Raw genomic sequence first — 21,282 nt, forward strand, 5'->3', positions numbered from 1 at the left:
ACGATAGTTGACGAGCGGAATATTCCTCAGGTAGACATCTGTTGTAGCAAACATCCGCCCCGGCAATCCTCTAGTCCATGGGAGACAGATCAATGAGCACCCGCACCTGGGAAGGCCTCACCATCCCGACGCCCGGCACCTTCGACCTGGACGTCGCGCACACCCGCGTCGGTTTCGTCGCCAAGCACATGATGGTCAGCAAGGTCCGCGGCCGCTTCGGCGAGTTCACCGGGAGCGTCACGATCGCCGAGAACCCGCTGGAGTCGTCGGCCGAGCTCACCATCAAGACGGCCAGCATCGACACCGGCAGCGGTGACCGCGACAACCACCTGCGCAGCGACGACTTCCTCGCGGTGGACAAGTTCCCCGAGCTGACCTTCCGCAGCACCCGCGTCGCCGGCCACTCCGGTGACGAGCTGATCGTCGTCGGCGACCTCACCATCCGTGACGTCACCAAGGAAGTCACCCTCAAGGTCGAGTACGGCGGCGCCGGCACCAACCCCTGGGGCCAGGAGCTGTTCGGCTTCGAGATCGAGACCGAGATCGAGCGCGAGGAGTTCGGCCTGACCTGGAACGTCGCGCTGGAGACCGGCGGCGTCCTGGTCGGCAAGAAGATCAAGATCGAGATCGAGGGCGAGGCGCAGCGCCGCGCCTGACCGCCGGCGATCCCCACACTGTGTCCACAACCTGTGGACAGAGTGTGTGGAAACACACCTCCCATGGACCCCCAGGGCCGGTCCACCCTCCGGCCCTGGCTCATGGCCCCCTCACGGGACCCTGGTGGTCGGCACTCACAGGGCCTGGTCAGTGGCACTCTCACGGAGCCCTAGTCGTTGGCGCTCTCACGGGGCCTGGTTCATGACACCCTGACGGGTCTTGGTTCATGACACCCTCACGGCAGGACGAACCAGCCTTTCCCGCGACATGTTCGCCCGCCATGTCGAATCCACTTTGCCGCTCAGCATCAAGGCCGGTACTCTGTGCTGAGCCAGTCGGCCCCCACAGGGCCGATCCGGCCACCAGGAGGCTTCGCCTAGTCAGGTCTATGGCGCCGCACTGCTAATGCGGTTTGGGTCTACAGCCCATCCGGGGTTCAAATCCCCGAGCCTCCGCACTTCAGAGGCCCTCTTCCACGAAGCGGAAGAGGGCCCTTTTGTTGCCCGGGAACGCCCACAGTTCTAGTTGCAGTTGCCCGCCCCGGCCTACGCATCGCCCCAGAGCGCGGACCCGATCCGCTCGCTCGCGTCCCGCATCAGCGCCCCGGCGACATGCGTGTACCGCTCGGTCGTGGTCACCCGCGCATGCCCGAGGATCTCCTGGACGACCCGGATGTGCGCACCCTGCCCGATGAGGAGCGTCGCCGCCGTGTGACGAGCGTCGTGCACCCTGACGTCCCGTACTCCGGCCTGCTTGAGAATCACCTTCCACAGCGCGGTACTCGACGCTGCGATCCAAGGAGCGCGAACCGGCGTCCTCGTCGCGACCCGGGACGGACGCGGGCTCTACCACTCCCTGGGCTGGACGCTGCATGCGCCCGTCACAGCAGCCGTCTTCCGCCCCGAAGAGGCCGCCTACTCAGCGGGCTGTTCCGGTCCGGTATAGGCAGGTGATCACAGGCGGGGCGGATCAGCGACCGATCGCTTCCGGGGTCGAGCACCGTCGATACCCTGATCTTGTGATCGAGGACTTCGCCATCTACGAGCCGTCAGCGGACGACGCGGACGTGTTGGGCGAGATTCACATGGAGTCCTGGGCAGCGGCCTACGCGCCATTCTTCGCCCCGCGCTTCTTCGCTGAAGCTCTGCGACAGCGACGTACCCAGTGGCACGACCGGATCGCCAAGGCCGAGGACACGATCATGCTCGCCTGCCTGGAAGGTAGACCACTGGCTCTCTCCTTCTTCGGTTCCTCGCCTACTCGGCCGGGTGTGGCACAGATCTTCAGCTTCTTCGGACATCCGGACGGCTGGGGTAGCGGCATCGCAGGCGCCTTGATGACCGCAACACTGGAAAGGCTCAGCCGGGACGGCTTCCGTGAGGTACACCTTTGGACGCTGCGTGACACGCCTCAGTCGCGCCGGTTCTATGCCAAGAACAGCTTCACCGAGTCCGGCGCAGTGCGCGGATTCGACTTCGGTGACGGCAACCTGATCGCTCAGGTCGAGTGCGAGCTCGTACTGGCGAACGTCGTCGTCGCCCAGTAACAAGGTCAGGTGGAAGGGCGAGGTGTCGGTGGCCTAGGGACCGGCCTCTGCCGCTGGCAACGCCGTACCTCCTCGCGATGATCAGCGCTCGCTGCGTACTCCAGCCCCAGCCCACCGGGCATGCCGAATCTGCGGAAGGCTGAAACCGTGGTCAGCACTGTCAGGCATGTCCTCGCCGTCTTCGCGGCACTGTTGACGTTGGTGGTCACCGGAGCATCCAGCCCCATCGGGCAGACATTTGACCGCCGGTATGCCGACAGCGGGCCTTAAGGGCAGGCATCGCAAGTTCCTCTGCAACGAGAACCACGGCGTCCTCTTCACGACCGCGTACTTTGAGCGGACGCACGCGTCCGATCATGTCCATGGCTCGCGCCGGGTCCGTGTACTTCAGTATGCGACGAGCGTCAGCCCCACCGCGCCGCAGAAGGCGGCGGTGCCGATACTGTCGGTCACATGGCGGAATCGCTGCTGGAGCTGCTTCTCATGGCTCTCCTGCTGATCCCTTTCTTGGCGCCGGCGGCGGTGGCCACAGTTTTCGGATTAGTGATCCACAGCGTCGTCGTGCGACAACGAGGACGTCGGGAACGAGCGCGAGTGGTGTGGGCGAAGGTCGCCGTCATCGGGGCCTGCGCCGCATTGACGGTCTACGGAGTCGGGCTGTGGTCAGGCGGCCTGCTGTACTTCGCCGACCCGGACGACGTATGCGTGATGGCCGGGCTTGGTCACTACTCCCACGCGCCATCTGGCCTCTTGCCTCTGCACAACCCCATCTGCCTGTCTGAGGGCCGACGCGTCGACCTGGTGCCCGGTTTCGTCAATCCCGTCTTCTTGCTCTCCATCGGCGTGTTCATCACCGCCACGGTCGGAGCGATCTACTCGCGACGATCGCGAACCTAAGCCGGCCGGCCCGCCCGAGGGCAAGTGACGGTATCTGTTTAGCGCCCCGTACACCACTTCGCCGCAGCCCGGCCAGGGCGGCGTCGCGCCCGCCGGCCAGACGGCGCCGCGGACCGGTTACGGCACGTCGTCCGATTCCGTGCGGTACACAGAGACGACGGGGCCGACGGGGAGCACGGAGACGCGGCCGGCCGGTCCGGGCCGAGGATACCGCGAAGGGCGCCACGGAGCGGTGACCCACCCCGGCCGGTGGTCCCGGGCGACGGTTCCCCGGACCACCGACGGGCGCCACGCCGCGATCGCGGCGAAGACGTCCACGCCCCCAGCCGTGCCCGGGCCGGTCGAGGCTCGCGTGGCCGGTCGCGGTGGTCGGCGACCATGGTGGGGCGGTGGTGGACGGAGGGTGCTTCAGCTGGTGGTCTCAGGTGTCCAGTTGCGGATGGCCGGGGCGTATCCGTCCGGCTTGTCGCCGACCTTGAGGCCAGGGTTCACCAGCCAGCTCTGGTAGGCGGGCGTGAACATCTGGTAGACCAACGGTGCCGGTACGGAACTCGCCTCGTCGAGCTGGGCGCGAAGCTCAAGCGGCAGCTCGAAGTCGAGCGCGGCCATGTTGGCGTCGAGCTGGGCCGCGCTGCTCGCTCCGATGATCGCTGAGGCGACACCGGGCTGGGTGGCGACCCAGTTGACCGCGACCTGCGCCATCGTCACCCCGAGTTTCCCGGCGACACTCTCGAGGACGGCCAGGAGCCGCCAGTCCCGGTCCGTCCACGAGCGTCCGGCCGAGCCTTCGCCGCCGAGCCGGCCCTCCCCGGTCAGGCCCTGGTCGGCATGCCGGTACTTGCCGGTGAGGAAGCCGCCGCCGAGCGGGCTCCAGGCGGTGATGCCGAGTCCCAGGCTGCTCCCCATCGGGACGTGTTCGAGTTCGATGGCCCGGTCGATGAGGGAGTAGGGGAGCTGCAGGCTGACCATCGGCACCAGGGAGTGGGCCTCGGCGTAGGTCTGGGCCCGCGCCGCGTACCAGCTGGGCACGTCGGACAGACCCGCGTAGCGGATCTTCCCGGCCCTGGTGAGGTCGTCGAAGGTCCGCACGACCTCCTCGACCGGAGTGATCCGGTCCCAGGTGTGCAGCAGGAACAGGTCGATGTAGTCGGTACGCAGGCGGCGCAGCGACGCCTCGACCGCGCGGATCATGTGCTTGCGGCCGTTGCCCCCGGCGTTCGGATCCGCGGGGTCGACACTGTTGGTGAACTTGGTGGTGAGCACCACCCTGTCGCGCACCTTGGCCTCGGCGATGAGACCGCCGAGGATGGTCTCGCTCTCGCCGGCGGTGTAGAAGTCGGCGGTGTCGACGAAGTTGCCGCCCGCGTCGAGGTAGCGCCGGAAAATGGCGCGGGCTTCCTCCTCACTCTTGCCGTACGCGGCGTGGAACCCGCCGGTGCCGAAGTTCATCGTGCCCAGTGCCAGCCGGCTGACGCGCAGCCCGGAACGGCCGAGCAGATAGTAGTGATCCATTGACATGACGGTGTTGCTCCGTTCGGACGCGGACTCGCGGAAACCGGCCTTGCGCCGGCTCCTCCGAGCGGCCGGGGCTTCGCGGATCTCCCCCGGCGAAAATAGGTTTCACCTGGTTTGTGAACCGTGCGGTCCAGCCTGCGTCGGCAAAAATGGACTGTCAAGTCCAAAGCTGGCGACCCCCCATGGGTCCGTTCGCGTCCATGCCGCCGAGCCGTCGCGGCCGTGAGGACGCTGCCGTCGTGAGGCCGTCGCGGTCGTGGGGCCGTTCGTCAGAGTGAGGGGAGCCTGCTGGTGCGGAGGTGGGCGATGCCCATGTCCAGAGCGGCCTCCAGGTGGGCGGTCTGGCCGGTGGACATCTGGATCAGGACGCCGCCCTGGATGCCGGCGAGCAGGGCGGCCGCCGCGTGGTCCGGGTCCAGGCCGGGGTCGACCTCGCCGACGTCCTGCATGTGCCGCACGCCGGCGGCGATCTCGCCCTGCCAGCGGCGCATCAGTTCGGTGACCACGGCCCGCGCGCCGGGTGTGTTCCCGTGCATCTGGGACATGACGGAATTGAGCGGGCACAGGCCGCCCTGATCGCGGTAACGCTCGACGACCTTGTCGCGCCACGCCTGCCATGCGGGCCAAGAGGTGAGGTCTCCTAGCTGGGGTCGCTGGTCCTCCAGTACGCGGTCGGCTTCGAGCCGGGCCACGGCGAGCAGCAGTTCCTCCCGTCCGTCCGGGAAGTAGTGGAAGAGCTGGCTCTTGCTCGTCGCCGTCCTGGCCAGCACGTCGTCGAGAGTCATGGCCGCCACCCCGTGCTCGCGGATGTACGCGGCCGCGCCCTCGAGTATGCGATCCCGCGTCGCGGCTCCCTTGCGGGTCAGCGAGCGCATGACACCCCCCGGATTGGATGTTCCAGTCCAATCTAACGTGGTCGGCAGACCAGGACAGCCTGGGTCACGGCCCCCGGCGATCGGGACGAGGCGGCGGCTGCACTCGGACATTTCGGTAGGGTCGCTTAGGGACTCGTGTACGTCTGTGGGGAGACGGCCGAGGACACCGGGGGGAGTGCCGCACCATGCCGCTTTTCGGGCGGGAAACCGAGCTGGAAGCCCTGGCCCGGCTCATCGGCCGGCCGGAGGAGCGCAGTGGCGTTCTCCTTTGCGGGGAGGCCGGCATCGGGAAGTCCGCGCTCGTCGGCGAGGCCGTGTCCGCGGCGTCGGCCGCGGGCCTGCACGTCCTGACGACGACAGGTGTGGAGGCCGAGCAGAACCTCCCCTACGCCGGGCTCCACCAGCTGCTTTACCCGGTCCGGGCGGGCGTGGACGCGCTGCCGGCCCCGCAGCGGGACGCCCTGCGCGGCGCGCTGGGCCTCGCCGACGCGACCGAGCCGAGCGCCTACATCGTCGGCCTTGCCACGCTGACCCTGCTGTCGGAGGAGGCCGCCGTCCGGCCGCTGCTGGTCGTGGCCGAGGACGTGCACTGGCTCGACCGTGCCAGCGTCGACGTCCTCGCCTTCGTGGCGCGCCGCATCGAGTCCGAGCCCATCGTCCTGATCGCGACCCTCCGGGAGGGCGAGTGCTCGCCCATGCGGAACGCCGGGCTGTCCGCCATGCCGGTCGACCGGCTCTCCGACGAGGTCGCCGCCGAGTTCCTGGACTCGGTGGCCCCGTCGCTCAACCCGGCGGTCCGGGCGCGGCTGCTGGAGGAGACCGCAGGAAATCCACTGGCGCTGACCGAGCTGCCGGCGGCCATGGGGGACCTCGACGGGCTCGACCAGCAGGTGCTGCCGCTGAGCGATCGCCTCGAACGCGCGTTCACCGCCCGGGTCGCCGCCCTGCCGGCGGCGACCCGCACCGCCCTGCTGGTCGCCGCCCTCAACCAGAGCGACTCGATCTCAGAGACGCTCGCCGCCACCGGAGCGATCCTCGGATCGACGGCCGAGCTGGAGATCCTGGCGCCGGCCGTCGAGGTCCGGTTGGTCGAGGCCGCCGCCGGCGCGGTGCGGTTCCGTCACCCCTTGATGCGGTCGGCCATCCCGGCGGCCGCCACCGTCCATGAGCGCCGGCAGGCCCACTTGGCCCTCGCCGAGACGTCGCCCGCGCAGCCGGACCGGCGGGCCTGGCACCGGGCCGCCGCGACGGCCGGAGCCGACGAGGAGGTGGCGGCCGAACTCGACCGCGCGGCCGACTCGGCCCGCCGCCGGGGCGGGGTCGCCGCCGCGATCGCGGCGCTGGAGCAGGCGGCCCGGCTCAGCGAACGGCAGGACCGGCTGGCGGTCAGGCTGCTGAGCGCCGCCGAGCTCGCGGTCGAGTCCGGCCGCCGCGACACGGCCGAGCGTCTGGTGCGCGAAGCCCAGGCCCTCGACCTCTCGCCGCGTCAGCGCGCCTCCGCGAGCTGGTTGCTCAGCGGCTTCGAGGACGGGGTGCGCGAAGACGTCTCCCGCGTCGCCGAGCTGGCGGAGCTGGCCGAGTCGGTCGCCGGCGACGGGCACGTCGAACAGGCCACGCGCATCCTGTGGGGCGCCGCCATGCGCTGCTTTTGGTCGGAACCCGGCCCCGGTACGCGCCGCGCGCTGCTGGACGTGGCCGACCGGATGCCCGCCGGCGACGACGACCCGCGCATGGTCGCGGTCGCCGCGTACGTGGCTCCGTTCGAACGGGGCGCCACCGTGCTCGACGGTCTGCGCCGGCTGGCCGGCGTCACCGGCGCGGACGCGGAGGTCGACCGCTACCTGGGCAGCGCGGCCCTGCAGGTGGGGGCGTTCGACATGGCCGCGCGCTTCTCCGCCGCCGCCGCGCCCGGCCTGCGCGCTCAGGGCCGGCTCGGACTGCTGCCCCGCGCGCTGGCGGTCCAGGCGTGGAGCCGGGCCCGCATCGGCGACCTGGCCACGGCCGTGCCGGTCGCCGCCGAGGCCGCCAAGTTCGCCCAGGAGACCGGCCAGCCGTTCATGTACGGGCTGGCCAAGGCCGTCCAGGCCGAGATCGCCGCGCTGAGAGGCGACCACGAGGAGGCCAGAACGCTCGCCGACGAGGCCGAACGGGTCGGCCTCGCCGCGGGCGCCCGGCCGGTCCTGGCCACCGTCCAGCTCGCGCGCGGGCTCACGGCCTTGAGCGAAGGACGCTTCGACGACGCCTTCGCCGACCTGCGCCGGATGCTCGACCCGTCCGACCCCGCCTACCAGCTGGCTCTTCGCGCTTACTGCGTCGCGGAGCTCACCGAAGCCGCCGTGCGCGCCGGGCAGACCGCTGCCATGCGCGACATCCTGCGCGAACTGGAACCGCTGGCCGCGTCCACGCCGTCGCCGGCGTTGCACATCGGCCTGCGCTACGCGCGCGCCGTGCTCGCCCCGAACGAGGACGCGGAGAGGCTGTTCACGGCCGCGCTACGGGCGGACCTCACCGGGTGGCCCGCCGAACGCGGACGCGTCCATCTGGCGTTCGGCGAATGGCTGCGGCGGCAGCGCCGGGTGGTGGAGTGCCGGACGCACCTGCGCACCGCCAGGGAGACCTTCGACGCGCTCGGCATGGCCGCGTGGGGCGAGCGCGCACGGCGCGAGTTGCGCGGCGCGGGGGAGACGAGCCCGAACCGGGATCCGGACGCGCGCGAGAAGCTGACCCCGCACGAGCTGAGCATCGCCCAGCTGGCCGCCGACGGGCTGACCAACCGCGAGATCGGGCAACGGCTGTACCTTTCCCACCGGACCGTCGGCACCCACCTGCACCGGATCTTCCCCAAACTGGGGGTCAGCTCGCGGGTCGATCTCGCGCGGATGCTCAGGACCGCCGAGCAGGTCTCCGCCCGGTGAGGGACGGCCGCCGGTGACGGGGGCGGCGGGGGTGCGACGGCCAGAGCCCGCCACGGTCACGGGGCGGGCTCGGTCCGGGCCGTACCTGCACGTCAGGCCGTACTTGCGCATCACAGGCCGTACCTGCACGTCAGGCCGTACCTGCACGTCACGCCATGCGCCTGGGCGTCGGGCCGTGCCACGACGTCAGGTCATGGACGTGGGGTCATGGACGTCAGGCCACGGTGGTGTCGATGGTGACCTCGATGTTGCCGCGGGTCGCCTTCGAGTACGGGCACAGCTGGTGCGCGTCGGCGGCCAGCTCGTCGGCGGTGGCCTGGTCGATGCCGGACGCCTCCAGGTGCAGGACGGCGCTGAGCTTGAAGTCGCTGGCCTCCAGGTCGTGGTGCAAGGTCACCTCCGCGATGACGGCGAGGTCGTCGACCCGCACCTTCTTGATGCTCGCGGCCCGGCGCACGGCGCCGACGAAGCAGGACGCCCATCCAGCGGCGAACAGCTGCTCGGGGTTGGTGGCGCCGCCCGCGCCGCCGAGCTCCTTCGGCAGGGCCAGGCCGACGTCCAGCAGGCCGTCATCGGAGGTCGCCCGCCCCCCGTTACGGCCTTCCGCGGTGGAGGTGACGACGGCGGTGTACGTGATCTCAGACATGACTTCTCTGCTCCTTCTCGGGTTTCGAGGGCGAGACCACGTTAGGAAGCCGGGGAAGGCCTTGGCGGCCGTCGGATGACGTCATGTGTGTACGTCATCCGACGCGTCCATGGCCCGACGTACACGCATGACGTCAGGTGACGCTCGCGAGGAGCATCGGGGCGAACCTAGCGTTCTGGGTCACGACCGGCCGGTCGGCCGGAGGCGCGTCGAACGTCTGACGAAAGGGTGACTCATGGACAGGCGTACGTTCTCCAGATTGCTCATCGCGGGGACGGCCGCGGCGGCGCTGCCGGGCCTTCCCGCGCCGCCCGCCTCGGCCGCCTCGGCTACCTGGGCCGCCGCGCCGCGCGCGCCGAGGCGCGCTGAGGCCGGTGTGCTGAAGCACGTCCGGGCGGGTGTGCTGGACGTCGGATACGCCGAGTCGGGCCCGGCCGGAGGCCCCGTGGTCATCCTGCTCCACGGATTCCCCTACGACATCCAGAGCTACGCCGGCGTGGCGCCCCTGCTGGCGGCGCGCGGGTACCGGGTGATCGTCCCCTACCTGCGCGGACACGGTGCGACGCGCTTCCTGTCGAGCAGGACGTTCCGCAACGCCCAGCAGGCGGCGATCGCCGTCGACATCATCGCGCTGATGGACGCGCTCAAGATCGACAAGGCGGTGCTCGGGGGCTTCGACTGGGGGTCGCGGACCGCCGACATCATCGCCGCGCTCTGGCCCGGGCGCTGCAAGGCCCTCGTCTCGGTGAGCGGCTATCTGATCACCAACCGCGCGGCGAACCGGGAGCCGCTGCCGCCGCAGGCCGAATACGCCTGGTGGTACCAGTACTACTTCGCCACCGAAAGAGGGCGGCTCGGGCTCGAAAGGCATCGCGACGAGTTCGCCAGGCTCGTCTGGAAGAGCGCCTCGCCGACGTGGCGCTTCGACGACGCCACGTTCCAGCGCACCGCGGCGTCGTTCGCCAACCCCGACTGGGTGCCCATCGTGATCCACAACTACCGCTGGCGGCTGAGCCTGGCCAAGGGCGAGCCCCGTTACGACGGCATCGAGAAGCGGCTGGCCGCGGCCCCCAAGATCTCCGTGCCCACGATCACCCTCGACGCCGAGCTCGACCCGTTCACTCCCGCCGGGGGCGGTTCCTCCTACCGCGACCACTTCACCGGCGCGTACGAGCACAGGACCCTCAAGGGAGTCGGCCACAACCTCCCGCAGGAGGCCCCCGAGGCGTTCGCCAAGGCCGTCGTCGACGTGGACCGCTTCTGACGTCCGTCACCCGAGCGACCCCGGTGGCCACGACGGGCGGACCCGTCCTGAAAGTCCGCTGAGCGCAAGATCGTGCCAAGTCTTGGCCGGGCGGCACGTGTCATGACCCGTGTCGCGGTCTCGTAGGGCGAGTCTGCCGTCCGGTGCCAGTGCCGGTCCCCAGCACTGGCGGAGGAGCAGGTTTCCCGCCCGACGAGAGGAACATGTTCATGAAGCGCATCCCGCGGATGTGTCACACGGTCGCCGCCCTGGCGGCGGCCCTGCCGCTGACGCTGTTCACCGCGTCCCCGGCGGGCGCCGAGCCGGCCGCTCAGGCGCCGGCGGCGCCGCCGAGCGCGCCCGGCCCTGACCCGGCCACCTGTCCCGAACGGGTGGCGCTGGTCAACGGAGGCTTCGAGCAGCCGGTCGTCACCGGTGGACCGTGGGCCCCGATCCCCGACGCTTCCCAGGGCGGCCCCAAGTCGGTGCCGGGCTGGCGGACCACCGCCACCGACCACATGATCGAGCTGTGGAGCACCCGGATGGGAGTCCCGCCCGTCGAGGGCGGTCAGTTCGCCGAGCTGAACGCGAACCAGGTCTCCACCCTCTACCAGGACCGCCCGACCACCCCGGGGCAGAAGCTGTACTGGCGGCTGTCCCACCGCGGCCGCCTCGGCGCCGACACGATGGCGCTGGACATTGGCGCGCCGTCCGGTCCGGCGCAGCAGGGGACCATGACCGACGGCAGCGGGAAGTGGGGCGCCTACACCGGCGCCTACACCGTGCCCGCCGGGCAGACGGTCACCAGGTTCTCCTTCCGCTCCGTCTCGGCCGCCGGAGGGAACCCCACCTACGGGAACTTCCTCGACGACATCTTCTTCGGCACCGCGCCGTGCGTGGTCGTGAACAAGACCGCGGCCCCCAAGGGCCCGGTGAACGTCGGGGACGTGATCACCTACCGGCTGACCGCGGTGAACGGGGGCGGTGGCACGGCGGAGAACGTCCGGCTGACCGACACCGTCCCGGCGGGGACGTCCTACGTGCCCGGCACGCTCAAGGTCGTGAACGGTCCCGACGCCGGCGCGAGGACCGACGGGGCCGGCGACGACCAGGCGGAGTTCGACCAGGCCACCGGCAAGGTCACCTTCATGCTGGGGAACGGCGCGACGGCCACGGCGGGGGGTTCGCTGCCCAACGGCGACGTCCTGCCCGACGGCGTCACCGTGGAGTTCCAGGTCAAGGTGGGGCGTGCCGCCGTCGGCGGCCAGGTCACCAACCGGGGCACGGTGGACTACGAGAACCGGCTGGGCCAGACCCCCGAGTCGTCGACCTCCACCAGCGGCGACGCCGTGACCGAGGTCAACCCGGCCGTGGACCTGAGCGTGGTGAAGTCCGCCGAGCGGACCCGGGTCACCGTCGGCGGGACCGTCACCTACCACGTGGCCGTCCACAACGCGGGGCCGAACGACGCGACCGGCGTCGTCGTCAAGGACGCGTTGCCGGCCGGACTCGTCCTGCAGTCGGCGACGTCCTCGGCGGGCTCCTACGCCGGCGACACCTGGACGGTGGGCGGGCTCGCCGCGGGCGCCACGGCCACGCTGACCATCCGCGCCAAGGCCACCGAGGTCGCCGAGACCACCAACACCGCGACGGCGAGCGGCAAGGAACTGGACCTCGACCCGTCCAACGACAGCGACGGCGTCCGGGTCTGCGTCGACCCCGCGCCCGCCTGCCCGTACTGCTCGCCGGGGAAGGAACAGAAGAAGGCTCACCTGCTTCAGTCCTTCGGCCGCTGAGCTGATCCACCCCGCGGCGTCCCCCCGCGCCGCGGCATCCGGCCGCGCGGCAGGCGGCCGTCGGACCGGCCGAAAGTACGACCGCGAGAGAGACGAACCACGCTTTCGGCTCATGCTGGGTCAAGGGGCCGGCCTGAAGGCTTGACCCCATGCGAACTGAAGATCATCAAACCCGGGCGGCCGCGCCGAGCCGCCCGCGGATGGCCGCCCTGGACGTGTTACGCGGGTTCGCGTTGTGCGGGATCCTGCTGGCGAACATCCAGCCGATCGCCAACGCCGGAGCGGTCGTGCGGGGTTCGTCGGCGGCCCTGGAGAACCCGTGGATGGGGCTGTTCGTCGAGCAGCGCTTCTTCCCGATCTTCTCCCTGCTGTTCGGCGTCGGGTTCTCCCTGCTGCTGGAGTCGGCCACGGGCCGCGCCGCACGCCCGCGGCTGATCCTGCTGCGCCGGCTCTGCGTACTGCTGGCGTTCGGCCTGGCGCACATGCTGCTGTGGCGGGGCGACATCCTGACCATCTACGCCGTCGTCGGACTGGTGGTGCTGCTGCCCTCGACCTGGCTGCCGCGCCGGGCCGTGGCCGGCCTCGCCGCCGTGTTCGCCGCGGCGGCGGTGATCATGTACGGCGGCGGCACCATGCTCGTCCCCGGGCTGTTCCTGCTGGGCTCCGCGCTCACCCGGTACGGGGTGATCGACCGCATGGAGCGGTCGGCACGAGGTCCGGCCGTGCTGGGCCTGGTCTTCGCGGCGGGCGCCGCGCCCGCCCTGTGGTGGCAGGCCCGGTCGGGGACGGGCGGCCTCGGGGGCCTGGGGCTCGCCCTCTCGCTGGCCGTGCCGGGGTTGCTGGTCGCGGGGGTCTACGTGTGCGGCTTGCTCGTCCTGCTCAGGACGCCGCTCCGTCCGGTGCTGCGGGCGGTCTTCGAGCCGCTGGGCCGGATGGCGCTGACGAACTACCTGACCGCGACGGTCCTGGTCCTGGTCGCCGGCCGCCTCCTCGGCCTGCCGCTCACCTCGTCCTGGACGGCCGTCTTCCTGCTCGCGGGCGTCATCCTCGCCGTCCAGTGGGTGTTCTCGGCGCTCTGGCTGCGCCGGTACCGGCAAGGACCGCTGGAATGGCTGTGGCGCTGGGCCACCTGGGCCCACCGCCCGCCCTTGCGCCGCGCCGCCGCGTGACTCCCGAGGGCGTCGTACGGCGATCCCGGCGCAGGGCGTCGTGCGGCGACCCCGGCGGGGGTTGTCCTGCGGTGAACGCGGCGCGGGCGTGTGTGGTCAGAGCCAGCCGCGGGCGGCGGCTTCGACGCCGGCCTGGAAGCGGGTCTCCGCGCCGAGCGTCGCCATGATCGTCGCGATCCTGCGGGTGGCGGTCCGCGCGCTGACCCCGAGTTGCCGGGCGATGGCCTGGTCCTTCAGGCCCGCCTTGAGCATCTGCAGCAGGAGCAGGTCCTCCTCGCTGGGCTCGCCGGCGTCCCGCGCGGCCTCGGGGGCCGCGCGTCCGGCGGTGATCGGCACGGCCCGTTCCCAGTACGCCTCGAAGAGCTCGATGAGGGCGTCCAGCAGACCCGACGGGTGTACGACGGCCAGGCTGTCGTAGATGCCGCCGACCAGCGGGACGAGCGCGATCCGCCGGTCCATGATGCGCAGTTTGAACGGCAGGCTCGGCAGCAGCCGCGCCTGCTCGCCGATGGCGGCCAGCCTGAGCACGGTGTCGAACCGGCCCGGCCGGTCCATGGACTCCGGGCAGTACACCGAGCGGACGTCGACCCCGCGCGAGATCATCGCCCGGGTGCTCGCCATCTCCGTCTCGTTGGTCTCCGGCTCGCCGTTCGCCCATTCTAGGTAGGGCGGTTTGTCCAGCACCCACATGTGGGTGCCGATGGACCGGGTCAGCTCGTCCACCCGCTGGTTGACGGTCGCGCGGCCCGACAGCACCTCGACCAGCCTGCCGGGATCGGTGCGAAGCCGGCCCGCCTGGTACACGTGGGCGAGGTCCTCCACCACGTCCTGCACCCGGCTGAAGGCCGACTCGATCTCCAGCCGGCGCCGGTTCACCAGCACTGGCAGCGCGGTGCGCGGTCCGACCGGCTGGTAGCGACCGGCCGCGACCCGGCGGGCCAGTCCGAGGGTGGTGAGCCGCGTCATGGCGTGCCGCACGCGGGATGCTCCGGCGCCGAGCGAGACGGCGATCTCGGCCACTCCTTGGTCGCCGTGGTCGAGGAGCGCGCGGTAGACGCGTTCCTCGAACTCCTTGATCCCCAATGCGTCCAACACGGGCGTGCTCCCATGTGGTCGTTCTATACACATCTGGCGTGTTTCGCCACATTGGCGAAACTGGTCACAAGGGTATCTGGACAACCATTCGTCGCGCGACGTTCACTACCTCTGCCGCCATCGGCGTCGCTCCCACTCCTCACGTCACATCCCTGCGACGGCGCGCGGTGACCCCCACACGGCCCTCTCGCCCCCCGGAGAAACCAAGGTGACCTTGACGTCACGCAGAACCCCCGCCGCCTACGGTGCGCTGGCCCTCACGGCCCTCGCGCTCGCGGTGGCGACGGTGCCCACGCCGGCGACGGCGTCCGCCAACCCCCCATCACCGACCCCCGTACCCTCGGCCGTCGCCTCGCAGGTGGCCGGCGGCCGCTACCTCGTGACCCTGGCGGACAAGCCCCTCGCCACCTACGAGGGCGGCGTCGACGGCATCGCCCGCACCAAGCCCACGAAGGGCAAGAAGGTCGACGTCGACTCGGCGGACGCCAAGCGCTACCGCGCCCACCTCGCCGGCCGGCACGACGCGGTCGCCGCCACCGTGGGCGCCAAGGTCCTGCGGCACTTCGCCGTCGCCGCCAACACCTTCGTGGCGGACCTGACCGGCGCGCAGGCGCTCAAGCTGATGACCACGCCCGGCGTCGTGTCCGTCGTCCCCAACAGGCTCCACAAGCCGGCCGACGACCGCGACTCCACCGACTTCCTCAAGCTGTCCGGCCCGGGCGGCCTGTGGTCGGCCCTGGGCGGCACCGCCAAGGCGGGCAAGGGCATCGTCATCGGCGTCATCGACACCGGCGTCTGGCCCGAGAGCGCCTCGTTCGCCGCGCCGGCCCTGGACGCCACCCCGCCCGGCGCGGACGACCCCCACCGGCCGTATCTGCAGGGCACCACCACCGTGATGCACAAAGCGGACGGCGGCACGTTCACCGGCGCCTGCCAGATCGGCGAGGGGTTCACCGCCGACCTGTGCAACCGCAAGCTCATCAGCGCACGCTCCTTCAGCGACGGCTGGGCGAGCGTCGTCCCGCCGGAGCTGCGCGCCGACTACCTCTCGCCACGTGACGGCCAGGGCCACGGCACCCACACCGCGTCCACGGCCGCGGGGAACGCCGACGTCGAGGCCAAGGCGGGCGGCATCGACTTCGGCAAGGTCTCCGGGGTGGCCCCGGGCGCCGCGATCGCGGTCTATAAGGCCCTGTACCAGGGCAAGACGGCGCAGACGACCGGCGGCATGGAGCAGGACCTCGTCGCGGCCGTCGACCAGGCCGTGGCCGACGGCGTGGATGTGATCAACTACTCGGTGGGCGGCATGTTCGAGTCCGACGCCACCGACCCGATCCAGCTCGCCTTCCTCAACGCGGCCGCGGCCGGCATCTTCGTCTCCGCGGCGGGCGGCAACAGCGGGCCCGACGCGAGCTCGCTGGACAACACCGCGCCGTGGCAGACCACGGTGGCCGCGAGCAGCGTCGCCCCGTACAGCGCCGGCGTCGTGCTCGGCGACGGCAAGAGCTACACCGGCGTCAGCACCACGGTCACCGCGACGGTGGGCCCGAAACCGCTGGTGCAGGCCGTCGCGGTGAAGAACGCCTCCGCCACGACCAGCGACGCGACGCTGTGCTACCCCGGCAGCCTGGACCCGGCGAAGGCCGCGGGGAAGATCATCGTGTGCGACCGGGGCGTCAACCCGCGGGTCGAGAAGTCCGCCGAGGTCGTGCGGGCCGGCGGCGCCGGCATGGTGCTGGTCAACACCTACGACCAGGACACGGACGGCGACCTGCACACGGCGCCGACCGTGCACCTGAACACCCCTGACGCGACGACGGTGCGGACGTACGCGGGCACCGAGGGAGCGCAGGCCACCCTCGTCCCCGGCGGCGCGCCCATCCCGTACCCGCAGATCGCCGGCTTCTCCTCGCGCGGACCGTCGCTGATGAACGACGGCGACCTGATCAAGCCGGACATCGCCGCGCCCGGCATGTCCATCCTCGCCGCCGTGGCGCCGCCGACCAACAGCGGGCACGACTTCGACTTCTACTCGGGCACCTCGATGGCCGCGCCGCACATCGCCGGCCTGGCCGCGCTTTACCTCGGCAAGTACCCGACGATGTCGCCGATGGCCGTCAAGTCGGCCATGATGACCACCGCCGGCGAGATCAAGACCGCCGCCGGCGGGACGAGCACCGACGTCTTCGCGCAGGGCTCCGGCGAGGTGAACCCGTCCAAGATGTTCGACCCCGGCCTGGTGTACGACTCGGGCGAGCAGGACTGGCTCGGCTACCTCGAAGGCCGCGGCGTCGACACCGGCACCGGAGCGGCCGCCGTCCAGACCAGCCAGCTCAACTACCCGTCCATCGCGATCGGCCGGCTCCTCGGCGAGAAGACCGTCACCCGCAAGGTCACCGCGGTGACCCCGGGCGTGTACCACGGCAAGGTCGACGTCCCCGGGATCACCACCAAGATCAGCCCGCACACGCTGAAGTTCGACAAGGCCGGGCAGACCAAGGAGTTCACGGTCACCTTCGCCCTGAAGTCCGGCGCGTCCGGGCAGACCGAGATCGGCTCGCTCACCTGGACCGGCGCCGGCACGACCGTGCGCAGCCCGATCGCGGTCACCCCGTACGCCGCGGTGGCCCCCGCCACGGTCAACGGCAGCGGCGACTCCGGGACGGCCACCTTCGCGGTCACCCCGGGCGTGCGGAAGTTCCCGATCAAGGGACACGGGTTCGCCGCCGCGGCGCCGATCGCCGGCTCGGTGGCGTCCACGGTGAACGACGCGGAGCAGGACTACAAGATCACGGTGGCGCCGGACACCAAGGCCATGCAGCTCACCGTGCGGCCCGACGACCCCGACGCCTCACTCATCACGGCGCTGTTCTACCAGCCGGACGGCGGCACCGAACTCGGCCTCCGCTCCGAGTTGATCGGCGTCTCGGCGTACGCGAACGACGCCACGCTGAGCGTGCCGCAGCCGAAGGCGGGCACCTACGTGCTGGCGGTGGTCACGTTCGGCGAACTGCCGGGGACCACGACGACGACGTTCGGCCTCCAGGCCAACTTCGTCACCGCCAAGGGCGGCGTGGGCGAGCTGACGGTGTCCCCGGCCCACTCCTCGGTGACGCCGGGCACGCCGCTGGACGTCACGGTCTCGTGGTCCGGCCTGACCGGCGGCGCCCGCCACACCGGGTACGTCGAGTACCCGAACGGCGCGGGCACCGTGGTGACCGTCAACTGACAGCGGCCGCGGGGTCGCGTCTCTGAGCCCGCACCCGCCGGCGGAAGGCCTCTCCCCTGGTCGATGGTTCCAGGGGAGAGGCCTTCCGCACGTGCGAGCCGGGCCGGACGCCCGCCGGACGCCCGCCGGACGGTCGGCGGACGGTCGGCGGACGGTCGGCGGACGGTCGGCGGACGGTCGGCGGCGCGGTGGATCATGAGGGGTCCACTCGGGTATGGAAGTCGCGTACGGCTACGTGAGAGCATCGATGACGGTTCAGTAGTCCCTCACGGGGCCGTGACGGTCCAGGTGCGCCCTGGAGAACAGGCAGAGCCCATGGATGCGCTCCCCCTCGCGTCGCCCCCGCTACCCCGGCGGGACGAGGCCGAACGATGTGCGACCACAGAGTCCGGCCGGCGTTGCGTCCTGCCCGTCGACCACCCCGGCGACCACGTGTACCCGCCGCGGTCGAGACTCTGACCCGGCGGCGGCCTCGCGGCCCGTCGCCGGCCAGGCGGGCCGGCGCGCGCGGGTGACGGACGAACTGAACGCGATGGCGATGAACCATGCCGCCGGCGGTGTCGGTCCCCGTCCGGGCGCGCCGGGCGTGCTTGGATACGCGGGTGGGCACGGGTGAGATCGGTGCCGGCGGGCCGGGCGTCGAACGGGCTCGCGGCAGGATGGCGGGCGCCCGGGTGGCGCGGCTGGCGACCGTCGGCGACGACGGCCGTCCGCACCTCGTGCCGGTGACGTTCGCCCTCGACGGCGAGCGCGTCGTCACCGCCGTCGACCACAAGCCGAAGTCGGGAACGCGGCTGCGCCGTCTGCGGAACATCCAGGTCAACCCGAACGTGTGCGTCCTGGTGGACCACTACGACGAGGACTGGACGACTTTGTGGTGGGTCCGGGCGGACGGCTTCGCGACCGTCGTGGAGCGGGGGGACGAGCGCGTTCCCGGACTCGTCGCTCCACTTGTCCAGAAATATCCCCAATATCGTGATCGGCCGCCCGAGGGGCCGGTCATCTTGATCGAGGTGACGCGTTACTCCTTCTGGTCCTCCCTGGCCGTACCCGAAGCAACCGAATAAGATTCTGATATGCGGATCTTCGCCGGACTCGACGAACTGAAGGCCGCCACCGGTGAGCACCTGGGATACACCGAGTGGCGAGAGGTCACCCAGGAGCAGGTCAACCTGTTCGCGGACGCGACCGACGACCACCAATGGATCCACGTCGACGCGGAACGGGCCGAGAAAGGGCCGTTCGGCGGCACGATCGCCCACGGATACCTCAGTCTGGCCCTGCTCCCATCCTTCATGACGCGACTGTTCCGGGTCGAAGGGCTGAAGATGGGCATCAACTACGGGCTGAACAAGGTCCGCTTCCCCGCGCCGGTGCCCGTGGGCGCGCGCATCCGGGCCGGGGCCGAACTGCTGGACGTCAAGGGCACCCCGTCCGGTACCCTCTCCAGCCTCCGCGTCACGATCGAGGTGGAAGGCGAACGGCGACCCGCCTGCGTCGCCGAATCCCTCTCCCTCTACATCCCCGAGTAACCCGCCCCTTCGCCCCGCTCACCGCGCCGCTCCGCCCGGTAGGGGCCCGCTCGCGCTGGGCGTCGCCACCCGCCCACACTCGCGTCACCGTGTAACCCAAGACCCCCGCCCCGACCAGTAGCCGGCACGCCCCACACAGCGAAGTCCAACGACAAGACGCAAACGCCACCGCTACAACGAAAGAAGTCCGAGGCGCCAAGGAGATACAAGACGTCAACCTTCAACACCGGAATGGGAGTTCGGCGTGTACTCGCCAGCCGTCCTGGTACGGCCCGGCCGTCACCCAGCCGCCGATCTTCTCCGCGCGTCGCCGCATGGTCTCCAACCCTAGGTGGGCTCCCCGAGAGGCCGGCGGTTTGCCGTTCATCGGACTGTCCACGGTCACGGTCAGCAGCCCAGGGTCGTAGGCCAAGACCACGGTGGCATGCGCCGTTCCGTGTTTTAGGGCGTTCGTCATCGCTTCCTGGATGATCCGCATACCGGCGAGATCGACGGGATCGGGCAGCATCTGCGGTGATCCGGCTACGTGAAGACGTATGGTCAGACCGCACTTACGGCATGACTGCACCAGGTCGGCCAGACTGGGGCGCGGATAGTCGTACTGCGTGCGGAGCAACGTACGGGTCAACTCGGCGACGTGCTGTGAGTGCGCCCGCGCGACCACCGCCTTGTGGCGCCGCCGCCTGAGCAGCGCCGCGACGATGACCACGGCGCCGAGGCAGGTCAGCACGATGGCAACGGCGACCTGCGCCGAGTAACCTGTGCCGAACAACCCTGGCTGCTGGTTCATGCCTTCAATCCGCGGGTCCTGACCCTTGCGAGCCACCTCGTGTGATCGAGATGGTTCATTGCCGCCCCCGGATCGCGCCACGCCCACGAACGCGAAACTTTGCAGATGTATCGTCCGATTTAAAGACCTTTCGCACTCCCTTCCCCACACCACCCCCCCTCGCCGCCCCGCCCCACCATCCCGACCTGACTCACCCACCACCCCTTGACCTGCCCGCGCCACGCCGCGTTGCCAGCAAGGACCCTGTTCCTCCCGCTCGGCCGCCTCGCTCCACGACCACCAGGTCGCACACGCACACGATCGCCGATGTCCCGGTCCCTGACGGCGGTGCCTATGCTGATGGACGTGGACGCGAATTTCCGGGAGGGCACCTTCCAACTGCAAAGCGAGTTCATCCCGCTATGCGATCTGCTGAAGGTCTGCGACATCGCCGAGACCGGCGGGGTGGCCGGTCTGCTCATCGTCGACGGCGAGGTCATGGTGGACGGCCAGGTAGAGCTCCGCAAACGAGCCAAGATCCGCCCAGGCCAGGTGGTCAGCGGCGACAACTTCGAAATCCACGTCGAGTCCGCCCCCTAGCCCTCTCCACCTGATCGCCCGTACTGCGCCGCGCTGCGGCGGTCACCCCGGTCGGCAAACATCCCCGAGCGCCGACCCCACCACCGCCGGTCGAACGTCCCCGAGCGCCGGCCCGGCCACCGCCCGGTCGAGCGTCCCCGTAGGCCCCGCCACCGAAGTACCTGCCTGATCGCCACCAGCAACTGGCGATCACCCGAGCTACGCGACGGCACCCCCGCCCGGCGCCCGCCCCGCTCCCTCCGCCGACCCGCCCCTCCGACCACCTCCGCCACGACCCACCCCGAACTCCTCCCGATATCGGTTCGGCACACCCCTGAAGACCCGCTATGCTTATCGAGGCAAGCAGGCGGCCGTAGCTCAATGGATAGAGCATCTGACTACGGAATATATCGCCATAAGCGACGTCCGACCTTCCGTTTGACCAGGAATGCATTTAGCGACGTACGCCAGGAATCAGACGCTTAAACGAGGCCTCCCATGTGGGGGCCTTTTCTCATTCCGGGGCGTTCTCGGGCCGGCCGACGTAGGTGCCCATGGACGGCACCGTCCAGACGAGGCCGCGCCTGCGCAGCTCGGCGACGGTCTTACGCGCCGTGCCGCGGGCAATGCCGTACTCCTCCACAATCGCCCGCTCAGAGAGGAGGTAGCCGGCCGGGTACTCGCCGGCCTCGATGCCCTTGGCGATCAGGTCGGCGACCTGTACATACGGCGGCACGCCTGGACGCTCGCCCCACTCCACCATGGCGCGATGGTAGGCGTCCGTGCGCGTCCATGCCGGTCCATGGACGTCCATGGACC

Annotated in this window: 18 protein-coding genes and 1 tRNA gene; 12 read left to right on the forward strand and 7 right to left on the reverse strand. The window is 70.6% G+C overall.

All coding sequences use genetic code 11. The features are described 5' to 3' along the window. Positions 1-92: 92 nt before the first annotated feature. Both ACZ6QO_RS30305 and ACZ6QO_RS30310 read left to right on the forward strand, forming a co-directional pair. Positions 93-656 carry a YceI family protein gene (locus ACZ6QO_RS30305; RefSeq protein ID WP_465855589.1) on the forward strand — a complete coding sequence of 188 codons (564 nt, stop codon included), beginning with the start codon at positions 93-95 and terminating at the stop codon, positions 654-656. 366 nt (positions 657-1,022) lie between these two features. Further along, positions 1,023-1,112, forward strand: a tRNA-Ser gene (locus ACZ6QO_RS30310). Between the two features lie 90 nt (positions 1,113-1,202). Here ACZ6QO_RS30310 and ACZ6QO_RS30315 read toward each other — a convergent pair. Continuing rightward, positions 1,203-1,451, reverse strand: coding sequence for a tyrosine-type recombinase/integrase (locus tag ACZ6QO_RS30315; protein ID WP_465855777.1), 249 nt, complete (start codon positions 1,449-1,451; stop codon positions 1,203-1,205). 224 nt (positions 1,452-1,675) lie between these two features. Here ACZ6QO_RS30315 and ACZ6QO_RS30320 point away from each other — a divergent pair, with 224 nt between their 5' ends. Both ACZ6QO_RS30320 and ACZ6QO_RS30325 read left to right on the forward strand, forming a co-directional pair. Next, entirely contained in the window at positions 1,676-2,203 is a 528-nt protein-coding gene (locus ACZ6QO_RS30320) for a GNAT family N-acetyltransferase (RefSeq protein ID WP_465855590.1), read from the forward strand. Positions 2,204-2,656: 453 nt separating this feature from the next. Next, complete coding sequence (locus ACZ6QO_RS30325) at positions 2,657-3,100, forward strand: hypothetical protein (protein ID WP_465855592.1); 444 nt, start codon at positions 2,657-2,659, stop codon at positions 3,098-3,100. A gap of 408 nt (positions 3,101-3,508) precedes the next feature. Here ACZ6QO_RS30325 and ACZ6QO_RS30330 read toward each other — a convergent pair whose 3' ends face one another. Both ACZ6QO_RS30330 and ACZ6QO_RS30335 read right to left on the reverse strand, forming a co-directional pair. Next, entirely contained in the window at positions 3,509-4,612 is a 1,104-nt protein-coding gene (locus ACZ6QO_RS30330) for an aldo/keto reductase (protein ID WP_465855594.1), read from the reverse strand. 272 nt (positions 4,613-4,884) lie between these two features. Next, positions 4,885-5,490 (reverse strand): TetR/AcrR family transcriptional regulator, encoded by a 606-nt coding sequence (locus ACZ6QO_RS30335; RefSeq protein ID WP_465855596.1) that lies wholly within the window; start codon positions 5,488-5,490, stop codon positions 4,885-4,887. Between the two features lie 185 nt (positions 5,491-5,675). Here ACZ6QO_RS30335 and ACZ6QO_RS30340 point away from each other — a divergent pair, with 185 nt between their 5' ends. Continuing rightward, a complete protein-coding gene (locus ACZ6QO_RS30340; protein ID WP_465855598.1) occupies positions 5,676-8,405 on the forward strand; it encodes an ATP-binding protein in 2,730 nt (909 codons plus the stop codon). Positions 8,406-8,619: 214 nt separating this feature from the next. On the opposite strand, the gene ACZ6QO_RS30345 is transcribed toward ACZ6QO_RS30340, so the two are convergent. Then, the gene (locus tag ACZ6QO_RS30345) at positions 8,620-9,051 is read right to left on the reverse strand and encodes an organic hydroperoxide resistance protein (protein ID WP_465855599.1); all 432 of its coding nucleotides are present in this window, start codon (positions 9,049-9,051) and stop codon (positions 8,620-8,622) included. Positions 9,052-9,286: 235 nt separating this feature from the next. On the opposite strand from ACZ6QO_RS30345, the gene ACZ6QO_RS30350 reads away from it, so the two are divergent. The 3 genes from ACZ6QO_RS30350 to ACZ6QO_RS30360 all read left to right on the forward strand — a co-directional run bounded on the left by ACZ6QO_RS30350 (position 9,287) and on the right by ACZ6QO_RS30360 (position 13,259). Next, on the forward strand, positions 9,287-10,315 hold the full coding sequence (locus ACZ6QO_RS30350) for an alpha/beta fold hydrolase (RefSeq protein WP_465855601.1): 1,029 nt from the start codon (positions 9,287-9,289) through the stop codon (positions 10,313-10,315). Between the two features lie 209 nt (positions 10,316-10,524). Continuing rightward, the gene (locus ACZ6QO_RS30355; protein WP_465855603.1) at positions 10,525-12,090 is read left to right on the forward strand and encodes an isopeptide-forming domain-containing fimbrial protein; all 1,566 of its coding nucleotides are present in this window, start codon (positions 10,525-10,527) and stop codon (positions 12,088-12,090) included. 149 nt (positions 12,091-12,239) lie between these two features. Beyond that, positions 12,240-13,259 (forward strand): DUF418 domain-containing protein, encoded by a 1,020-nt coding sequence (locus ACZ6QO_RS30360; protein ID WP_465855605.1) that lies wholly within the window; start codon positions 12,240-12,242, stop codon positions 13,257-13,259. A gap of 96 nt (positions 13,260-13,355) precedes the next feature. Here the strand turns inward: ACZ6QO_RS30360 and ACZ6QO_RS30365 are convergent, their stop codons facing one another. Next, positions 13,356-14,354 (reverse strand): helix-turn-helix domain-containing protein, encoded by a 999-nt coding sequence (locus ACZ6QO_RS30365; protein WP_465855607.1) that lies wholly within the window; start codon positions 14,352-14,354, stop codon positions 13,356-13,358. A 214-nt stretch (positions 14,355-14,568) separates the two neighbouring features. Between ACZ6QO_RS30365 and ACZ6QO_RS30370 the strand changes: the two genes are divergently transcribed. The 3 genes from ACZ6QO_RS30370 to ACZ6QO_RS30380 all read left to right on the forward strand — a co-directional run bounded on the left by ACZ6QO_RS30370 (position 14,569) and on the right by ACZ6QO_RS30380 (position 19,115). Beyond that, entirely contained in the window at positions 14,569-17,583 is a 3,015-nt protein-coding gene (locus tag ACZ6QO_RS30370) for a S8 family serine peptidase (protein ID WP_465855608.1), read from the forward strand. 602 nt (positions 17,584-18,185) lie between these two features. Beyond that, on the forward strand, positions 18,186-18,650 hold the full coding sequence (locus ACZ6QO_RS30375; RefSeq protein ID WP_465855610.1) for a TIGR03668 family PPOX class F420-dependent oxidoreductase: 465 nt from the start codon (positions 18,186-18,188) through the stop codon (positions 18,648-18,650). Between the two features lie 9 nt (positions 18,651-18,659). Further along, the gene (locus ACZ6QO_RS30380) at positions 18,660-19,115 is read left to right on the forward strand and encodes a MaoC family dehydratase (protein WP_465855612.1); all 456 of its coding nucleotides are present in this window, start codon (positions 18,660-18,662) and stop codon (positions 19,113-19,115) included. A 220-nt stretch (positions 19,116-19,335) separates the two neighbouring features. Here ACZ6QO_RS30380 and ACZ6QO_RS30385 read toward each other — a convergent pair whose 3' ends face one another. Further along, positions 19,336-19,905, reverse strand: coding sequence for a sensor histidine kinase (locus ACZ6QO_RS30385; protein ID WP_465855614.1), 570 nt, complete (start codon positions 19,903-19,905; stop codon positions 19,336-19,338). 345 nt (positions 19,906-20,250) lie between these two features. Between ACZ6QO_RS30385 and ACZ6QO_RS30390 the strand changes: the two genes are divergently transcribed. Further along, entirely contained in the window at positions 20,251-20,484 is a 234-nt protein-coding gene (locus ACZ6QO_RS30390; protein WP_465855616.1) for an RNA-binding S4 domain-containing protein, read from the forward strand. Between the two features lie 493 nt (positions 20,485-20,977). Here the strand turns inward: ACZ6QO_RS30390 and ACZ6QO_RS30395 are convergent, their stop codons facing one another. After that, positions 20,978-21,277: a GntR family transcriptional regulator gene (locus ACZ6QO_RS30395; RefSeq protein WP_465855618.1), complete on the reverse strand. Its 300-nt coding sequence runs from the start codon at positions 21,275-21,277 to the stop codon at positions 20,978-20,980. Positions 21,278-21,282 lie beyond the last annotated feature (5 nt).

The sequence above is a fragment of the Sphaerisporangium sp. NPDC049457 genome (genome assembly GCF_055586705.1).

What these genes read in the sequence shown, in the direction of transcription:
- ACZ6QO_RS30360 (WP_465855605.1), top strand. Translation starts at nt 12,240, where the DNA reads ATGCGAACTGAAGATCATCAAACCCGGGCGGCCGCGCCGAGCCGCCCG.
- ACZ6QO_RS30345 (WP_465855599.1), bottom strand. Translation starts at nt 9,051, where the DNA reads ATGTCTGAGATCACGTACACCGCCGTCGTCACCTCCACCGCGGAAGGC.
- ACZ6QO_RS30340 (WP_465855598.1), top strand. Translation starts at nt 5,676, where the DNA reads ATGCCGCTTTTCGGGCGGGAAACCGAGCTGGAAGCCCTGGCCCGGCTC.
- ACZ6QO_RS30355 (WP_465855603.1), top strand. Translation starts at nt 10,525, where the DNA reads ATGAAGCGCATCCCGCGGATGTGTCACACGGTCGCCGCCCTGGCGGCG.
- ACZ6QO_RS30305 (WP_465855589.1), top strand. Translation starts at nt 93, where the DNA reads ATGAGCACCCGCACCTGGGAAGGCCTCACCATCCCGACGCCCGGCACC.
- ACZ6QO_RS30385 (WP_465855614.1), bottom strand. Translation starts at nt 19,905, where the DNA reads ATGAACCAGCAGCCAGGGTTGTTCGGCACAGGTTACTCGGCGCAGGTC.
- ACZ6QO_RS30350 (WP_465855601.1), top strand. Translation starts at nt 9,287, where the DNA reads ATGGACAGGCGTACGTTCTCCAGATTGCTCATCGCGGGGACGGCCGCG.
- ACZ6QO_RS30335 (WP_465855596.1), bottom strand. Translation starts at nt 5,490, where the DNA reads ATGCGCTCGCTGACCCGCAAGGGAGCCGCGACGCGGGATCGCATACTC.
- ACZ6QO_RS30380 (WP_465855612.1), top strand. Translation starts at nt 18,660, where the DNA reads ATGCGGATCTTCGCCGGACTCGACGAACTGAAGGCCGCCACCGGTGAG.
- ACZ6QO_RS30325 (WP_465855592.1), top strand. Translation starts at nt 2,657, where the DNA reads ATGGCGGAATCGCTGCTGGAGCTGCTTCTCATGGCTCTCCTGCTGATC.
- ACZ6QO_RS30330 (WP_465855594.1), bottom strand. Translation starts at nt 4,612, where the DNA reads ATGGATCACTACTATCTGCTCGGCCGTTCCGGGCTGCGCGTCAGCCGG.
- ACZ6QO_RS30395 (WP_465855618.1), bottom strand. Translation starts at nt 21,277, where the DNA reads ATGGACGTCCATGGACCGGCATGGACGCGCACGGACGCCTACCATCGC.